Origin of the sequence: Streptomyces lydicamycinicus (assembly GCF_000829715.2) — a bacterium.
Lineage (GTDB): Bacteria > Actinomycetota > Actinomycetes > Streptomycetales > Streptomycetaceae > Streptomyces > Streptomyces lydicamycinicus.
The window spans coordinates 279195-295883 of the sequence record NZ_BBNO01000004.1; the positions used below are offsets into that span (position 1 = coordinate 279195).

At 73.9% G+C, this 16689-nt stretch carries 13 protein-coding genes; 6 read left to right on the top strand and 7 right to left on the bottom strand.

Annotated elements, in window-relative coordinates:
• Window positions 1-20: 20 nt before the first annotated feature.
• From TU31_RS14480 to TU31_RS14490, 4 genes are all read right to left on the bottom strand, one after another.
• Window positions 21-1022, bottom strand: a complete 1002-nt coding sequence (locus tag TU31_RS14480; protein WP_042154389.1) for a LacI family DNA-binding transcriptional regulator — start codon at window positions 1020-1022, stop codon at window positions 21-23.
• Window positions 1023-1394: 372 nt separating this feature from the next.
• Entirely contained in the window at window positions 1395-1520 is a 126-nt protein-coding gene (locus TU31_RS40245; protein WP_262037181.1) for a hypothetical protein, read from the bottom strand.
• Between the two features lie 345 nt (window positions 1521-1865).
• Entirely contained in the window at window positions 1866-2294 is a 429-nt protein-coding gene (locus TU31_RS14485) for an organic hydroperoxide resistance protein (protein WP_042154391.1), read from the bottom strand.
• Between the two features lie 188 nt (window positions 2295-2482).
• Complete coding sequence (locus TU31_RS14490) at window positions 2483-3502, bottom strand: NADP-dependent oxidoreductase (RefSeq protein WP_042154393.1); 1020 nt, start codon at window positions 3500-3502, stop codon at window positions 2483-2485.
• Window positions 3503-3590: 88 nt separating this feature from the next.
• On the opposite strand from TU31_RS14490, the gene TU31_RS14495 reads away from it, so the two are divergent.
• Complete coding sequence (locus tag TU31_RS14495; RefSeq protein ID WP_042155417.1) at window positions 3591-4022, top strand: MarR family winged helix-turn-helix transcriptional regulator; 432 nt, start codon at window positions 3591-3593, stop codon at window positions 4020-4022.
• Between the two features lie 16 nt (window positions 4023-4038).
• Here the strand turns inward: TU31_RS14495 and TU31_RS14500 are convergent, their stop codons facing one another.
• Window positions 4039-5727 carry an MFS transporter gene (locus TU31_RS14500; protein WP_042154395.1) on the bottom strand — a complete coding sequence of 563 codons (1689 nt, stop codon included), beginning with the start codon at window positions 5725-5727 and terminating at the stop codon, window positions 4039-4041.
• Window positions 5728-5897: 170 nt separating this feature from the next.
• On the opposite strand from TU31_RS14500, the gene TU31_RS14505 reads away from it, so the two are divergent.
• Window positions 5898-6854, top strand: coding sequence for a TetR/AcrR family transcriptional regulator C-terminal domain-containing protein (locus tag TU31_RS14505; protein WP_042154397.1), 957 nt, complete (start codon window positions 5898-5900; stop codon window positions 6852-6854).
• Here the strand turns inward: TU31_RS14505 and TU31_RS14510 are convergent.
• Window positions 6847-8079, bottom strand: coding sequence for a PucR family transcriptional regulator (locus tag TU31_RS14510; RefSeq protein ID WP_042154399.1), 1233 nt, complete (start codon window positions 8077-8079; stop codon window positions 6847-6849). The two genes, TU31_RS14505 and TU31_RS14510, sit on opposite strands and share 8 nt — an antisense overlap.
• 42 nt (window positions 8080-8121) lie before the next feature.
• On the bottom strand, window positions 8122-8268 hold the full coding sequence (locus TU31_RS39155; RefSeq protein WP_181018604.1) for a hypothetical protein: 147 nt from the start codon (window positions 8266-8268) through the stop codon (window positions 8122-8124).
• A gap of 247 nt (window positions 8269-8515) precedes the next feature.
• Between TU31_RS39155 and pgfA the strand changes: the two genes are divergently transcribed.
• The 4 genes from pgfA (at window position 8516) to TU31_RS14530 (ending at window position 16448) form a co-directional block, all read left to right on the top strand.
• A complete protein-coding gene (gene pgfA / locus TU31_RS14515; protein WP_042154401.1) occupies window positions 8516-9505 on the top strand; it encodes a cell envelope lipid trafficking protein PgfA in 990 nt (329 codons plus the stop codon).
• Between the two features lie 343 nt (window positions 9506-9848).
• On the top strand, window positions 9849-11045 hold the full coding sequence (locus TU31_RS14520) for a glycosyltransferase family 4 protein (RefSeq protein WP_042154403.1): 1197 nt from the start codon (window positions 9849-9851) through the stop codon (window positions 11043-11045).
• A 7-nt stretch (window positions 11046-11052) separates the two neighbouring features.
• Complete coding sequence (locus tag TU31_RS14525) at window positions 11053-11778, top strand: class I SAM-dependent methyltransferase (protein ID WP_042154405.1); 726 nt, start codon at window positions 11053-11055, stop codon at window positions 11776-11778.
• The gene (locus TU31_RS14530) at window positions 11775-16448 is read left to right on the top strand and encodes an alpha-(1->3)-arabinofuranosyltransferase domain-containing protein (protein WP_042154407.1); all 4674 of its coding nucleotides are present in this window, start codon (window positions 11775-11777) and stop codon (window positions 16446-16448) included. Before TU31_RS14525 ends, TU31_RS14530 begins: the two co-directional genes overlap by 4 nt.
• Window positions 16449-16689: the final 241 nt, after the last annotated feature.

The following is a 16689-nucleotide window of genomic DNA, read 5'->3' on the forward strand; positions in this document are numbered from 1 at the left end:
GGGCAACCGGGCGGGCCGGCTCAGGGGGCGGGCACTTCGCCGCAGGAGCGGCGGGTGACCAGCCGGGCCGGCAGCAGCACCGAGTTGGCCGGCCGGCCCTCGATCCGCGCCAGCAGGGTGTGGACGGCGGCCCGGCCCAGTTCCCGGGTGGGCTGGGCGATGGCGGTCAGCGGCGGATCGGTGTGCGCGAACCACGGCACGTCGTCGTACACCACCAGCGCCACATCGTCGGGGACCCGCAGCCCGCGGGCGCGGAGTTCGTCCATCGCACCCAGCGCCATCAGGTTGTCGGTGGCCAGCACCGCGTCCGGCGGCTCGGCGAGGTCGAGGAACGCGCTCATCACCTGCCGGCCACCGGTGGGCTGGAGGTCGGGGGTGGCACCCACCCGCTCGTCGGGCAGGGTGAGGCCGTACCCGCCCAGCGCCGTACGGAAGAACCCGAGGCGCTCGTCGCCGGTGGGGGTGCCGGCCGGTGCGACGATGATCGCGGGGCGGCGGCGGCCGTGGGCGGCGAGATGGGCGGCGAGCTCGGTGAGCGCGGTACGGCCGTCGGCGCGGACGCACGGGGCCTCGACACCGGGCACGGTGCGGTCCAGCAGCACCAGCGGAGTGCCGGAGGCCACGACCTCGCTGAGCATCGCCGAACCGGTACCGGCCGAGCTGACCAGCAGACCGTCGATCCGGCGGTCGAGCAGGGTGCGGATGTAGTCGTCCTGCTGCTCGGGGCGCTCACCGGCATTGCCGATGACCAGGCTGTAGCCGAGGCTGCGGGCCTCGTCCTCGACGGCGTCGGCCAGCTCGGTGAAGAAGGGGTTGGTGAGATCGCTGATGATCAGTCCGAGCGCACCGGTCCGCGCGGTGCGCAGTGCGCGGGCGACGTTGTTGGGCCGGTAGCCCAGGTCCCGTACGGCGGTGAGCACCCGCTCCCGGGTCTCGGCGACCGGACTGTGGCCATTGAGCACCCGCGAAACCGTGGCCACGGACACCCCTGCCCGCTCCGCCACATCCTTGATGTTCGCCATGGCACCGTCGCCGTTCCGTTTGTCCGCTGGTCGCTGGTCGCGCCTCCCGTACGGGGGCGGGTTCGCCTTGATCGCCGTGTAATCGTTTCCGCGAGAAATGCGTGGGGGATACGAAATCGATTACACGGGGGGTGCGTCAAGGCGGGGGGAATGTTGCGTGCGTCACAGGGGGTGGGTGGGATGGGGTGGGAGTGGGAGGTGTGGGCGCTGCGAAGGGCGCGGGGCGCGGGAGGCACCGGAAGGGCCATGGACGCGGGAAGCGCGCGGTGCGCGCTGCGCGGGATGTGTCGAGCCCGGGCACTCCCCCGTTGACCGTCCCGCCTCGACGGCGGGTACCGGCCGTGTCCGGACCCCGTGGGGCCGGCCCCGGCATTACCGGGCGAACTGCCCCACACAAGCGACGATCGCCACCAGCAGGCCCAGCGCCCCGATGACCACCTGCCATCTGTCAGACGGCGCCCACCGGTCGCTCTCCTGCTCCGTGTCCTGATCGTCCATCGCTCCTCCTCGCTCCTCCGGACAGGCCCCGGAAGCCAGGGCCCCCGCCGGCCGACCGCCGACGGAGCTGTGGGGAGGAACGTGGTGAAGCGCCGCCAGAATAGCGCGAGTTGAGCCCACACAGACCCGAAAACGGGACCGTGGAGCGGGAGCGGAGAGCGGGAGCGGCGAACGGGACCGACGAGCGGGAGCGGAGAACGGGAGCGAAGAGCGGCCCCGCGGCGAATGCCCGGAGGCCCGCCCCCGGTCACGGACCTGGAGCTGCGCCACGCCCGCAGACACCGGAGGGCCGCACCCCCTCACGGGATGCGGCCCTTACGGAAGTGCGCCGGTGACGCCGTGGGGTCAGGCGACGGTCAGCTTGACCTCGATGTTGCCGCGGGTGGCGTGGGAGTACGGGCACACCTGGTGCGCCTTCTCCACGAGGTCCTGGGCGGTGGCCGCGTCGACCTGCGGGATCGAGACGGCGAGCTCGACCGTGAGGCCGAAGCCCCCGTCCGGGGTCTTGCCGATGCCGACCTTGGCGGTCACCCGGGAGCCGGAGACATCGGCGTTCTCCCGGCGGGCGACGACGCTGAGCGCGCCCTGGAAGCAGGCGCTGTAACCGGCGGCGAAGAGCTGCTCGGGGTTGGTGCCGGCGCCGCTGCCGCCCTGCTCCTTGGGCGGGTTGACGACCACGTCGAGCTTGCCGTCGTCGCTGGCGACGCGGCCGTCACGGCCGTTCTCAGCGGTGGCGACGGCGGTGTAGACGACGTCGACGGTCTGGATGGACATACCGAATCCTCCTGTGGTTCGCCGCGACTCGCGCCCACGGATCGCGACGGCGTGCCGCCGAGCCTAACGGGCGGGCGCAAGGGGGTGAGGGCGTGAGGGCGTGAGGGGGGCAGGAGACGGTCCTCCGGCTCCCCCTCCCCCGCCCCACCCCGCCCCTCCACCGCCCCGGTTGTGGTTCGGGGGTGCCGTCAGCCCTCCAGGCTCACGATCATCTTCCCCGTGTTCTCGCCGCGCAGCAGGCCCAGGAAGGCCTCGACGCCGTTCTCTATGCCGGACACCTTGGTCTCGCTGTACTTCAGCTCGCCGGAGCGGATCCAGGCGGAGACCTCCTCGACGAACTTCGGCTGGAGGGCGGCGTGGTCGCTGACCAGCAGGCCCTGGAGGCGCAGGCGCTTGCCGATCACCATGGCGAGGTTGCGGGGGGCCGGGCTCGGCTCCGTGGCGTTGTACATCGAGATCATGCCGCAAATGGCGGCACGGCCATGGACGTTGAGGGAGCTGATGGCCGCTTCGAGGTGGTCGCCGCCGACATTGTCGAAGTAGACGTCGATACCGTCCGGGGCGGCCTCCTTCAGCTGCTTGCCGACATCGCCGTTCTTGTAGTTGAAGGCGGCGTCGAAGCCGTACTCCTCCACCAGGAGCTTGACCTTCTCGTCGGAGCCGGCCGAGCCGATGACCCGGGAGGCGCCCTTGAGCTTGGCTATCTGGCCGACCTCGCTGCCCACCGCACCGGCGGCGCCGGATACGAAGACGGCGTCACCCTCCTTGAAGGACGCCACCTCCAGCAGCCCCGCGTACGCGGTCAGGCCGGGCATGCCCAGCACGCCGAGGTAGGCGGTGAGCGGAGCCAGCGACGGGTCCACCTTGGCGGCGCGCTTGGCGTCCAGGACCGCGTACTCGCGCCAGCCGAGGCCGTGCAGGACATGGTCACCGACGGCGATGGAGTCATCGCGCGAGGCGAGGACCTCGCCGACCGCGCCGCCCTCCATCGGCTGGTCGAGCTGGAAGGGCGGGACGTAGGACTTCACATCGTTCATCCGGCCGCGCATGTACGGGTCGACGGAGAAGTGCTGGGTGCGGACCAGGATCTGGCCCTCGCCGACCTCGGGCACCGCGGCCTCGCGCAGCGCGAAGTCCTCCGGGGTGGGCCAGCCGTGGGGGCGGGCGACGAGGTGCCATTCGCGGCTGGTCGTGGGCAGTGCGGACATAAGCGCGATCCTCCTAATGCTTCAGGTACTGAAACAACCATGCTCCTCGATATTTCAGGTTGTCAAGTAAATGGGTATCCTCGTGTGCATGACCCCCCGCGCAGACCCTCTGACCGTCGAGGTCGTCGACCTCATCGGCACCGTCGTGGCCCGCTACTACGAGGAGTACGAGCACGCCGCGACCGAGCATTCGCTGACCGGCGCGCAGGCCCGGGTACTCAGCCTGCTCTCCATCGAGCCGCTGCCCATGCGCAAGGTCGCCCAGCGCCTGAAGTGCGAGCCGTCGAACATCACCGGCATCGTGGACCGGCTGGAATCCCGCGGCCTGGTCGAGCGCCGCCCCGATCCGGCCGACCGCCGCGTCAAGCTCGCCGCCCCGACCGAGGAGGGGGCGCGCCTGGCCCGGGCCCTGCGAACGTCCCTGGACTTCGCGCGCGAACCCCTCGGCCGGCTGACGGTCGCCGAGCGGACGCTGCTGAAGGAGCTGCTTCAGCGGATGCTGGGCGTGGCCCCGGAGTGAGCCGGGTGGGCGGCTGTCAGCAGCCGGCACCGGCCCGCGGCACACCGGCCGCCCCCTGCCCGGCCTCCGGCACACCGGCCACGCCCGCTCCGGCCTCCGGCGCCCCGGCCGCCCCGGCCGCCCCGACGACGACCGCTTCCCCCTCCGCTCCCGCTCTCCCCAGCCCCCGCAGCAGCCTCACGGCCAGCACTGCGGCGCAGGCCATCACCCCCGCGGCGACCAGGACGGCCGACTGGAGGCCGTCGGTGAAGGCGGACCGGGCCGCGGTCAGCAGTGCCTCGCCCGCGCGGCCCGGGAGTTCGGCGGCCACCGCGGCGGCGCCGGCCAGGGTTTCGCGGGCGGCGTCGGCGGCGGCCGCCGGGAGGCCGGCGGGCAGGGCGTCGGTCATGTCCGCGCGGTAGACCGCGCTCCCGATGCTGCCCAGGATGGCCATGCCCAGGGCGCCGCCCAGTTCGGTGCCGGACTCCAGCAGGGCCGAGGCGGAGCCGGCGCGCTCGGGCGGGGCGAGGCCGATGGCCAGTTCGTTGCCGAGGGACATCACCATCACCAGGCCCGAGGCGTAGACCGACGAGGCGACCAGGACGAACCACAGGGCCGAGCCCGGCTCCAGCCAGGACAGCCAGACGAAGCCGCCGGCCGCAATCACGAACCCCAGGGCGATGACATACGCCCGGTCCATCCGCTGGGCGAGCACGGCCGCCGTCGGTGCCATGCCGCCCACCGCGAGGGTCGGCAGCAGGTTCCACAGTGCCGCCTCCATGGGGCTCATGCCCCGTACGGTCTGGAGGTACTGGGTGAAGAAGACCGCGCAGCCGACGACGGCGAACGTCGCCAGCAGGTTCATCAGCACCGAGACGCTGAACCCGCGGTGGCGGAACAGTTCCAGGTCGAGCATCGGGTGGCGGGCGGTGCGCTGGCGGTACACGAAGGCCGCGGCGGCCAGCAGTCCGGCCGCGAGGACGAGGACGGGCCGCAGCGCCAGTCCGTCGCGGGCGATCTCCTTGACGCCGTAGACCGTGGGCAGCATCGCGAGCAGGGACAGCAGCGCGCCGGGCAGATCGAAGCGCCCGGCCGCCGGGTTCTTGAACTCCGGCAGCAGCAGCGGCCCGCAGACCAGCAGCAGCACCATCGCCGGGGCGTTGATCAGGAAGACCGAGCCCCACCAGAAGTGTTCCAGCAGCGCCCCGCTGAGCACCGGGCCGACCGCGATCCCGCCCATCACCGCCGACGACCAGAGCGCGACGGCCCGGCCGCGCTGCTTGGCGTCATGGAAGAGGTTGCGGATCAGCGCGAGAGTGGACGGCATCAGGGTCGCGCCGCCGATGCCGAGCAGCGCCCGTGCGGCGATGAGCGTCTCGGCGCTCTGCGCGTAGGCGGCGACCCCGGAGGCGAGGCCGAAGAGCAGGGCGCCGGACAGGAGCAGCTTGCGGCGGCCGATGCGGTCGCCCAGCGCGCCCATGGTGATCAGCAGGCCGGCCAGGACGAAGCCGTAGACGTCCAGGATCCACAGTTGCTGGACGCTGCTGGGCTCCAGTTCCGCGGTCAGGAACGGAACGGCGAAGTAGAGCACCGAGACGTCCATGGAGACGAGCAGGCACGGCAGCAGGAGGACGGCGAGGGCGGTCCACTCCCGGCGGCCGGCCGAGGGCGGTGACGGGGGTGACGGCTGTGACGGCGACGGGGATGTGTACGAGGTAAACGACATGCGTGACACCGTAAACAGGGCGAGCTTACGGTGCAAACATCAGGCTGCATAAGGGAATTGGAGGTGCGTCACACTAGTGCACCTGCCTCATCCAAGGCCCTGGCGGGACCGGCGCTGCTACCCTCACGGGCAGCGATACCCCCCTAGTGCACTAGTACGGAGGTCACCCCGTGGAGCAGCCGGCGCCGCCCTATCGCCGGATCGTCGACGCGATCCGGTGCCGCATCGACTCCGGCGAGCTCGCGCCGGGCGACCGGGTGCCCTCGACCCGGCGGATCACCCAGGAGTGGGGGGTGGCGATGGCGACCGCCACCAAGGTGCTCACCACGCTGCGCCAGGAGGGCGTGGTCCGCGCCGTGCCGGGCGTGGGCACGGTGGTGGCCGAGCCGCAGCCGCAGCAGGCCGCGCGCCCCGAACCCCCGCGTGAGCGGCGGCCGCGCGAGACGGACCGCGGCCTGAGCCGGGAGAGCGTCGTACGGGCCGGTCTCAAGATCGCCGACGCCGAGGGACTGCGGGCGCTGTCGATGCGCCGGGTCGCCGCCGAGTTCGGGGTGTCCTCGATGGCGCTCTACCGCCATGTGGCCAACAAGGACGAGCTGGTGGTGCTGATGGCGGACGCGGCGTTCCGCGATGTCGAGCTGCCGGACCCGGCACCGGACGGCTGGCGCGCGCGGATGGCGGCGGGCGCACGGCTGCAATGGGAGCTCTACCAGCGGCATCCGTGGCTGGCGCACTATCTGTCGATCACCCGGCCGCAGCCGATGCCGCGGGCGATGGCGCTCATCGAGTGGACCATGGCGCGGGTGACGGGCATGGACCCGGTGACGCTGATCCATATGGCCGTGACGCTGCTCAACTACGTGCGCGCCACCGCCGCCGGCTTCGAGGACGATCTGGAGGCCGAGCAGGAGACCGGGATGGACCGGAACCAGTGGATGGCGTCCATGGAGCCGGTTTTCGAGGGCATCCTCACCTCGGGCTCCTACCCCATGTACGGGGGGATCTCGGGGCACGACGACGGTGTGGTGACACTGACGTCGCTGTTCGAGTTCGGTCTGGCCAGGCTCCTGGACGGGATGGCGGCCCTGGTGGAGGGCCGGGCGGCGGACTCCGGCGGGGTCAGCTGAGGTCCCCGCGCAGCCGCCGGGCCCGTAACACCAGCTCCAGTTCGAAGCGGCGGTCCGGGTCGTCGATCTCCGCGCCCCATAACTCCCGTATCTGGCGCAGCCGGTAGCGCACGGTCTGCGGATGGACGCCGAGCCGGGCGGCGACCTCGGGGGCGCCGCCGCGGGTCTCCAGCCAGGCGAGCAGGGTCTCCGCGAGCCGCCGGCCATGAGCGGGGCCGCAGCTGTCCAGGGGGGCGAGACGGCGGCGGGTGAGGTCCCCGATCAGCTCCTCCGGTGGCAGCAGGACCAGCGCCTCGGTGTGCTCGGTGCACTGAAGCAGCTCGCCCGCGGGCAGCAGTCCGCGCTCCGTCAGATCGACCGCGGCGCCGGCCCAGCGCAGTGATTTGGCGGCGTCCAGCAGCGGTACGGCGGGGCCGATCGCGCCGGACCAGCCGGCCGCCGCACGGGCCAGCAGCTCCCGCCGTCCGGGGGCGTCCGGCTCGGGCACCACCATCCGGGGCCGTTCGCTCTCCATGTCCAGCAGGATGTCCGGGGCGACGGCGGGCGCGACCGCCTCCCGGGCCGGGCGCAGCAACACCGCGACCGCGACCCGCTCGGGCAGCGTCCAGCCGAGCGCGGCGGCGCGCTCGGCGAGGGCCGGCGGCACCCCGTCCGCCGTTCCCGCGCCGCGCCGCCGTCTTGCCGGGCCGGTGAACAGCTGCTCCATCAGGCGCCGTTGCAGCCGCAGCCGTTCACCGGCCTGGCGGGCGGCGGCCTCGGCGTAGCCGCGTACGGATTCGGCGACCAGCCCGTCCAGATACTCGTAGCCGGACTCGGCGAGCTCGTACATCGCGGGCGCCGGAATCGCGACCTGCTGGCCGATCTCGGCGAGCCGCCGCCAGGCCAGCCGGACGCCCAGCCGGTAGACGGCCTGGAGGACGTCCAGGCTGCGGCCCTGGAGGCCCTCGCCGCGGCCGAACTCCTGGAAGACCCGCGGGTGCACATGCGGCCGGTCCGGGCCGGCCGTCAGATGCGCGACGAAGTGCTCCAGGGACTGGCGGATGCCCACCAGCGCGCGGGGCTCCCCGAACTCATCGGGAACCAGCGGGAGTTGGGGGTAGGCATGGCGGATCTCCCGGAGGATGTCCTGGGCGAGGGTGGGCACCTCCTCCAGTGCCCGGGCGGCGAACTGCCGTACCTGGTAGGGCGGCACCTCCCGCCAGGCCGAGCGGACGGCCGTCACCATGACCCGGACCTCCTCAGCACGCCCGCCTCCCCGGCCCGCCCGCTACTCGCCGCTCCGGTCGAAGGTCACCAGCGGCACATTCGGCTGCTCAGGGGTGGCGTCCAGGGCGGCGACGATACCGAGCGCGACGCCGACGGCGAGGGCGGCGGCGGTGAGCGCGGTCAGTGCGGCGGCGAGCGTACGGTGCATGGCGCGGCGAGCCCTTCGTCGATGCCGGAGCCCGTCGGCGGTCTCCGTCGAGGTTGGCGCGGCACCCGGCACGGCGGCCCGGTGTCGCGTCCCACAGCGCGGCACCACCGGAGTCGTGGTGCCTGCCGAGTGTGGAAGGGCATTGACGCCCTGTCAAGAGTTCCCTTACGTTCCCGGCCCATGGCGCCCCGCGGCGCCCGCACGTGCACCAGAGCGTGATTCCCCCACCGCTTCCAGGAGTGCCCGTATGCCCGTATCCGGCAAGCCCGACGCCTCCCCCACCACGGCCACCGCCGCCCCGCCCCTGTCGCTCGCCGTCCTCGGTCTCGGCGTCTTTCTGCTGGTCCTGGCGCCCCTGCTGGCCTGGTACGTCACGCCACGGGCCAAGGTCACGCCGATCGACGTCGACGTCACCACCGTCTTCACCGGCAACGGCAGTTACTTCGACACCGCCGCGCTGAAGACCAGGGACCGCCGGCGGATCACCATCACCCGGCACGTCCTGGGCGATGTCGCGGCGAGCGAGAAGAGCGGGCGGGCCGTCTGGGACGTCTCCACGACGGTCGACACCCCGCAGACGCTGGCCCTGAAGGACCCGCGCCGGGCGTTCCAGTGGACCACCGAGCGCTGGGTCACCGACCGGCACAGCAACGCGCCGGTGCACTGCTGCGCGGAGGCCCCGACCCGTTTCGACGGCGATGCCTACCTCAAGTTCCCGTTCGATGTACGGAAGACGGGCTATCGCTGGTGGGACAACACCCTGGGCGCCGCCGTCCCGCTCCGCTTCGCCGGTACGCGGGCGGTCCAGGGCTTCCGGGGCTACCGCTTCACCGGGACCGTGCCGCCCACCCGGACCGGCAGCCGGCAGGTCCCCGGACGGCTCGTCGGACGGCCGGAGCAGGGTCAGATCCAGGCCGAGGAGTGGTACGCCAACCCCGGTGTCGAGCTGGTCGTCGAGCCGCGCACCGGCCGGATCATGGATGCCGTGATCTCGCCGGTGAAGACGCTGCGCGCACCCGGCGCCCGGCGTACCGCGGTGACGCTGCTGCGCGGCGAGCGGTTGCGGTTCACGCCCGCGACGCAGCGGGCGCAGGTGCGGCTGGCGAAGGCGGACCGCGACAAGCTGGTACTGGTCGGCCGGACGCTGCCGGTCACGACCGCGGCGGCGGGCGCGGTGCTCGTGCCGGCCGGGGTGGTGTGGGTGGTGCGCGGGCGGCGGGCAACCGGCCGGTCCTGAGCGAAGTGATGAACCGTCAGGCCGCATCGGGGCGGTTTTTGTCACCCCGGTGAGTAGCCGCGGGTAACGGGGCGGGCGAAAACTGTCCACCCCACACGCGGACGACCGACCTCCCGGTCGGCGCACCTCCGCCGGCACCGCAGCGCACGCCCGCTTCCCCGCAGCACAGCGCCACTTCCCCGCACTACAGAGCCACTTCACCGCAGCACAGCACCGCGAACCCGAGTGTCCCCCGCCCGCACGGTGCGACCTGGCACCGCATGAGGCAGCACGGCCCGCACGACTCAGTACGCAGTACGTCCCCCACCGCCGGTACCGCACCCTGAGACGAGTTGGATCGCAGATGCCCCCGTACGTACGCCCGTCCCCGCCCCCCGCAGCGCCCGCCCCCTCGGCGTCCGGCCCACCCGGCCCGGGGGCGCCGCCGCTGCCACGCCGGATCGTCTTCCTCGCCCGCCGCGATCTGGGCAACCCCGCCGCGGGCGGCTCCGAGCTGCTGGTGGACCGGATCGCCGAGGGGCTCAGCGCCCACGGGCACCAGGTCACCCTGCTGTGCGGCGGGCCGACACCCCCCGAGCTCCCGGACCCGGTCGATCCGGGCGGTGCCCCCGCCCGCGGCTACCGGGTGGTGTCCGCGGGCGGCGACGCCGGTCATTTCCTGCGCGTACCCCGCCAGTTGGCGCGCCGGGTCGGGCCCTGCGATCTGCTCGTCGAGGTCTGCAACGGCATGCCGTACCTGGCGCCGCTGTGGCACCGCGGTCCCACGCTGTGCCTGGTCAACCATGTCCATACGGACCTGTGGCGGCTGCGCTGCCCGGGGCCCGCCGCCCGGCTCGGCCGCCGCCTGGAGCACTGGGCGCTGGCCGGTGCGCACCGCCGCGATCTGATGGTGGCGGTCTCCGGCTCGACCGCGTCCGCGCTGCGCGGCCTCGGTGTCGACGCGGGGCGGATTCGCCTGGTGTACAACGGCGTGGCGGAGCCCGGCCCGCTGACCCCCAAGGCGCCGGAGCCGCTGTTCCTGGCCATGGGGCGGCTCGTCGAGTACAAGCGCATCGATCTGCTGCTGCGGCTGTGGGAGCGGGTCCGGCCGGTGACCGGCGGCCGGCTGGTGATCGTCGGCGACGGCCCGGAGCGCGCCCGGCTGGCCGCCCTGGCCGGGCCTGGCGTCACCTTCACCGGCCATGTCTCCGAAGAGCGCAAGCATCAACTCCTGTGCTCCGCATGGCTGTTGCTGCATCCCTCGCTCGTCGAGGGCTGGGGGCTCGTGGTGATGGAGGCCGCCGCCCGCCGCACCCCGGCCGTCGGCTTCGACATCCCGGGCCTGCGGGACTCCGTCGAGGACGGCACGACAGGGCTGCTGGCCCGCGGTGAGAGCGCGTTCGCCGCGCACTGGTGCACCCTCGCGCTCAGCGCCCGGCGCCGCGACGCCCTGGGCCGCGCCGCCGAACGCCGCGCCGCCCGCTTCCGGTGGAGCCATACGGTGCAGAGCTTCCGGGCGGTCGCCGCGGAGGCCGCCCTCGACCCGCTCCCCAGGCGGTGACGGCCCGGTGCGCGATCCCTCGCTGCGCAGGTCCGCCGCCCTGTTCCGGGCCTTTCTGCGGGAGCGGACCGACCCCGGGCACTGCTACCGGCTGCTCGCCCGGGACGCCGCCGACCAGATCGAACGGTATGCCCCGCTGCGGGGCGCTGTGGTCGCCGATGTCGGCGGCGGCAGCGGCTACTTCACCGCGGAGTTCCGCCGCCGCGGCGCCCGGAGCTGGCTCTTCGAGCCCGATACGGCGGAGCTGACCGCGCACGGCCCGCCGCCCGAGGGCGCGGTGCTCGCCGACGGCTATCTGCTGCCGCTCGCCGACGGCGCCGTCGACATCTGCTTCTCCTCCAACGTCCTGGAGCACGTCGCCGACCCGCAGACCTTCCTGAGCGAGCTGATCCGGGTCACCCGCCCCGGCGGGCTGATCTACGTCGCCTTCACCAACTGGTTCTCCCCCTGGGGCGGCCATGAGACCGCGCCCTGGCACTACTTGGGCGCCGAGCGGGCCCGCGCCCGCTACCGGCGGCGCACCGGCCGAGCGGCCAAGCACACCCTGGGCGTCAACCTGTTCGCGGTGCACATCGGTCGCACCCTGCGCCAGGTCCGGGCCCGTGACGACATCGCCGTGGTCACCGCCCGCTCCCGCTATGCGCCGTTCCTCGCCGAGGCCCTCCCCCGCCTCCCGGGCGTCCGGGAGGTCGCCACCTGGAACCTCCTCCTCATCCTCCGGCGGTTGCCATGACCCAGACCCTGAGGCCGTTCCCGTCCCCCGGATCGCCCGACGCCGGGGGGCGGCCGACGCCCGCCCCCGCGCCGCCGCCCGGTCAACCACGGCGCAGACGTTGGCTGTTCGCGTTCTGGGCGCTCGCGCTGGCCGGCTTCCTGGCGCCCTCGCCGGGGAAGATGACGTTCGAGACCAAGCTGGGTGTGACGACCGACCCGTGGCGGTTCCTCGCCGACCTCGGGCAGTTATGGCACGACCGGGCGGGCCTCGGCGGTATCGCCGACCAGTACGTCGGCTATGCCTTCCCCACACTCCCCTACTACGGCCTGGCCGATCTCGCGCATGTCCCGGTGTGGCTGGCCGAGCGGCTGTGGATGTCGCTGATCGTCACGGCGGCGTTCTGGGGTGCGCTGCGGCTGGCCGAACGGCTCCGTGTCGGCACCCCGCCGGCCCGGCTCCTGGCCGCCGCCTGTTACGCCCTGTGGCCGACCTTCACCCTCGTCATCGGCTCCACCTCCGCCGCCGCGCTGCCCGGCGCACTGCTCCCCTGGGTGCTGCTGCCGCTGACCAACTCGCGGGTCAGCGCCCGTATCGCGGCCACCCGTTCGGCGCTGCTGATCCCCTTCATGGGCGGGGTCAACGCGGCCTCGACGCTGGCCGCGCTGCTGCCCGCCGGCCTGTATCTGCTCTCCCGTACGGGGCCGCGCCGGCCGAAGCTGCTCGCCTGGTGGCTGCCCGGTGTCGTCCTGGCCACCGCCTGGTGGGTGGTGCCGCTGCTGCTGCTCGGTCTGCACGGCGAGAACTTCATGCCGTACATCGAGCAGGCCGACACCACCACCGGCACCATGTCCGCCACCGAACTGCTGCGCGGCGCCGGAAACTGGGTCGGCTACCTCCACTTCGGCGAACCCTGGCTGCCGGCCGGCTGGACCCTGACGGCCCGGCCCTACGCGGTGCTCGGCTCGGCGCTGGCCGCGGCGCTCGGCCTGGCCGGGCTGGCCCGCCGGGATCTGCCCGAGCGCCGCTGGCTGCTGCTGACCGTGCCGGCCGTGGCGCTGATCGCGCTGGCCGGATACGGCGGTGCGCTGGGCGGGCCGCTGCACGGGCTGTGGCAGGACTGGCTCAACGGCTGGCTGCGCCCGTTCCGCAACATCTACAAATTCACCCCGGGCCTGGCCCTGGCGCTCACCCTGGGCCTGGCACATCTGCTCGCGGTCGCCACCGAACGCCGCGGCACCCGCCGGCTCCCCGCCCGCCGACGCCTCCCGCTGGTGACGGCGCTCCTCGTGCTGCCCGCCCTCGCGCTGCCCTTCCTCACCGGCACCGTCCTCCAGCCCGGCGCCTTCACCGAGCTGCCCGCCTCCTGGGAACGGGCCGCTGCCTGGCTCCACAAGCACTCCCCGCACAGCCGCGCGCTGGTCGTCCCCGCGACCGCGCACGGCATCTACACCTGGGGCTCCCCCATCGACGAGCCGCTCGATGTCCTCGCCACCTCCCCCTGGGCCCAGCGCGACTTCGTCCCGTTCGGCACCCCGGGCGCCCGCCGCACCCTGGACGCCGTCGAACAGGCCCTGCTGACCGGCGCCCAGGTCCCGGGCCTGCGCGACTACTTGGGCCGGGCGGGCCTGCACGACGTGGTCGTACGCAACGATCTCGACCCGGACCAGATCGGCTACGTCCCGCCGCAGACCGTCACACGCACCCTTGAGGCCTCCGGCTACCGCAAGGCCGCCGCCTTCGGTCCGCTGACCACCGGCGGCCGGATCCCCGCCGGGGCACCCCTACAGGTCCAGGGCCTCTATCCGCGGCAGCGCGCCGTCGAGATCTACCGGCCGCAGCACACCCCCCGGCCCGGCCCGGTCACCACCCGGGCCGTCGCGGACACCGCTCAGCTCAGCGGCGGCCCCGAAGCCCTCCTCCAGCTGTCCGCCGACCCCGCCCTGCGCCACCGCGCCACCGTCCTGACCGGCGACCGCCACCCCGGCCTCGGCACCCCGCCGCTCCAGCTGACCGCCGACGGCCTGCGCCGCGCCGACACCCGCTTCGGGCTGGTCAACAGCAACACCTCGTACACCTACACCGCCGACGAGCGGAACCATCCCGACAGCGTCCAGGACCCCGGCCGCCCGCCCCGGCAGATCCTGCCGACCACCGGCCCCGGCCACCAGACCACCGCCGTGCTCCGCGGCGCGGCCTCGGTCACCGCCTCCAGCAGCGGCAACTGGCTCTTCCACCTGCCGCAGTACGACCCGGTCCACGCGTTCGACGGCGACCCGGACACCGCCTGGGCGGAAGGCAGCGCCGGGAACCCCGTAGGCCAGTGGGTACGGATCGCCTTCCCCCGGCCCGTCACCCTCCCGTCCGCGCTGTCCCTGACCCCGCTGCCCGGGGACGGGCTCCGTGCCGCCCCGACCTCCGTAAGGGTGCAGACCGACCGCGGCACCACGGAGGACACCCTGCGCCCCGACGGGACGCCGCAGCGGGTCAAGGCCCCGGCCGGCCGGGCGACCTGGCTGAAGGTGACCATCCTCGGGTCGCAGACCCCACGTGCCGGGCTCTCCGGCGCCGGCTTCCGGGAGATCTCCGTCCCCGGCGTCCAGGTCACCCGGCTGCTGCAACTCCCCACCGACGCCGAGCGTTCCGGCGCGCCCGCCGAGGTCGTCTCGCTGCACCGCGGCAGCGACCCGGGCGGCCTCTCCCCGGTCTCCGCCGAGGCCGGGCTGCACCGCCAGTTCCGCACCGGCCCGGCCGCCGGGTACCGCGTCTCCGGCCAGGCGCTGGCTGTTCCCGGCCCCGAACTCGACCGGCTCCTGGACCGCATCGCACCGGAACAACGGGACCGGATCACCGCCACCGCCGACTCCACCGCCTTCGGCTTCGGCCCGTCGCTCAGCCCCCGCAACCTCGTCGACGGCGATCTGACCACCGCCTGGATCGCCGGTGACCGGCCCACCGTGCATCTGCGCTGGCCCGGCCGGAAGAAGATCGACCGGATCGTGCTGGCCGCGGCCGGCGGTCTCGCCACCCGGCCGGAGCAGATCCTGATCAACTCGCCGGACGGGGCGGCCACCGCGGGCGTCGACGAGAACGGCCAGGCCCGCTTCGACCCGATCACCACCGACCGCCTCGACATCACCATCAGCAAGGTCAAACCGCTGACCCTGCACAACCCGGTCGCCGGCCAGGCGCTCCAGCTCCCGGTCGGCCTCAGCGAGATCCACCTCCCCGCCCTCGACGCCTACCGCACCCCGCGGCCCGCCGCCGACGCCCGCTTCTCGGTCGGCTGCGGCCAGGGCCCGATGCTCGCCGTCGACGGCGTCCTGCACGCCACCGAGGCCACCGGGTACGTCCGCGACCTCACCGAACGCCGCCCCGTCGAGGTGCGGTTGTGCGCCGGCCCGGCCCGTGACGGCCGCCTGGAGCTGCCGTCCGGACGCCACCGGGTGGAGGCGGGCGGCCAGGGGCCGCTGGCGCTGACGGATGTGACGCTGCGGCGGGGCACGACGGGGGATGCGGGCGCCGTGGACGTGGCAGCGGGGCGGGAAGCCGGCGCCTCGGGCGATGGGGCGCGGCGGGATGCCGCCGATGCGGGCGTCGGGGCGGGGCGGGAAGCGGGCGCCGCGGACGACGGGCCGGCGCGGGAATCCGCCGCCCCGGTGCGAAAGGCCGCCGCCGAGGACTGGTCGGGGGACCGCCGCAGCGTCGCGGTCGGCGCCGGCCGGGCCGTCTACCTCCAGATGCACGAGAACGCCAACGACGGGTGGCAGGCCACACTCCACGGCCGACGGCTGGCCCCGCTCCGGGTCGACGGCTGGCAACAGGCCTTCCTCGTCCCGGCCGGCGCCGGCGGCACCGTCGAGCTCTCCTACACCCCGGCGGTCGCCTACGACCTGGGCCTGGCCGGCGGCGCCCTAGGGGTAGCGCTCCTGCTCCTCTCCGCCCTCGTCCGCCGCAGTCCCCGCACCCCGCCGCTTCCGGCACCGCCGCCACCCGCCCCCTCCTGGGTGCTGGGAGTGGTGACGCTGACCGCGGTTCTGGCCCTGGCATCCGGCCCCTACGCCCTGATCGTGCCGGCCCTGGCTCTCCTGGCGTACTTCCGGCCACACCTCCTGGTCCCCCTGGCCCTGGCGGCGATGGTGAGCGCCGGAGCCGTCGCGGCCCTCGGCGCGGGGGAGCCCCACGCCGCCGGCGAGGGCGCGTTCAGCGCCACTGCGCAGGCCCTGGCGCTCTTGGCGTTGGCTGCGGCGGTGGTCACCGTACGGGGGCGGGCGTCGCGGGGGCGGGTCTTGGTGGAGGGGACGGGGGCCGGGGCGGGTGGAACGGACGGGGCGTCGGACGGGCCGTCGGCTGGCCCGCCCGGACCAGCCGGATCGCCTGGACCAGATGAACCCTCCGGGCCATCCGGACTGTCCGGAACGTCCGGGCCATCCGGTCGCGTTGATCCACCCGGTCTGCGAACGCCGCCGCCGCTTCCGCGACGGGTGCGGGATGCGGGCGGGAGCACGGTCGCTGCTGGACGGCCGATCGTGGCGCGGGGGCGGGCGCCAGGCGCCGGGCCGAACTGGGCCGAGCCGCACCGATCCCGGCCGAGCGGTCCCGTACGGCCGGCCGGCAGCGGGCCCGTACCGCCGATCGACAGCGGGTCCGTACCGCCGACCGACCACAGCGGGGAGGACACCACCCGATGACCGCACTGCAACCGGCCCGGCACGAACCAGCCGACGGACGTGGCGAACCAGCAGAGGGACGTGGCGAATCGCCCGACGGCCAGGGCGCGCCAACTGGAGGCCGGGGCACACCGCCCGACAGCCAGCGCGCGCCAACTGGAGGCCGACGCACACCGCCCGACAGCCAGGGCAAAGCCGCCGACGCCCCGGTCGCACCCTCTGTCGGCCCGGGCGTCCCACCCGACGCCCCGGGCGCCCCGCT

What these genes read in the sequence shown, in the direction of transcription:
- TU31_RS14480 (WP_042154389.1), bottom strand. Translation starts at nt 1,022, where the DNA reads ATGGCGAACATCAAGGATGTGGCGGAGCGGGCAGGGGTGTCCGTGGCC.
- TU31_RS40245 (WP_262037181.1), bottom strand. Translation starts at nt 1,520, where the DNA reads ATGGACGATCAGGACACGGAGCAGGAGAGCGACCGGTGGGCGCCGTCT.
- TU31_RS14485 (WP_042154391.1), bottom strand. Translation starts at nt 2,294, where the DNA reads ATGTCCATCCAGACCGTCGACGTCGTCTACACCGCCGTCGCCACCGCT.
- TU31_RS14490 (WP_042154393.1), bottom strand. Translation starts at nt 3,502, where the DNA reads ATGTCCGCACTGCCCACGACCAGCCGCGAATGGCACCTCGTCGCCCGC.
- TU31_RS14495 (WP_042155417.1), top strand. Translation starts at nt 3,591, where the DNA reads ATGACCCCCCGCGCAGACCCTCTGACCGTCGAGGTCGTCGACCTCATC.
- TU31_RS14500 (WP_042154395.1), bottom strand. Translation starts at nt 5,727, where the DNA reads ATGTCGTTTACCTCGTACACATCCCCGTCGCCGTCACAGCCGTCACCC.
- TU31_RS14510 (WP_042154399.1), bottom strand. Translation starts at nt 8,079, where the DNA reads ATGGTGACGGCCGTCCGCTCGGCCTGGCGGGAGGTGCCGCCCTACCAG.
- TU31_RS39155 (WP_181018604.1), bottom strand. Translation starts at nt 8,268, where the DNA reads ATGCACCGTACGCTCGCCGCCGCACTGACCGCGCTCACCGCCGCCGCC.
- pgfA (WP_042154401.1), top strand. Translation starts at nt 8,516, where the DNA reads ATGCCCGTATCCGGCAAGCCCGACGCCTCCCCCACCACGGCCACCGCC.
- TU31_RS14520 (WP_042154403.1), top strand. Translation starts at nt 9,849, where the DNA reads ATGCCCCCGTACGTACGCCCGTCCCCGCCCCCCGCAGCGCCCGCCCCC.
- TU31_RS14530 (WP_042154407.1), top strand. Translation starts at nt 11,775, where the DNA reads ATGACCCAGACCCTGAGGCCGTTCCCGTCCCCCGGATCGCCCGACGCC.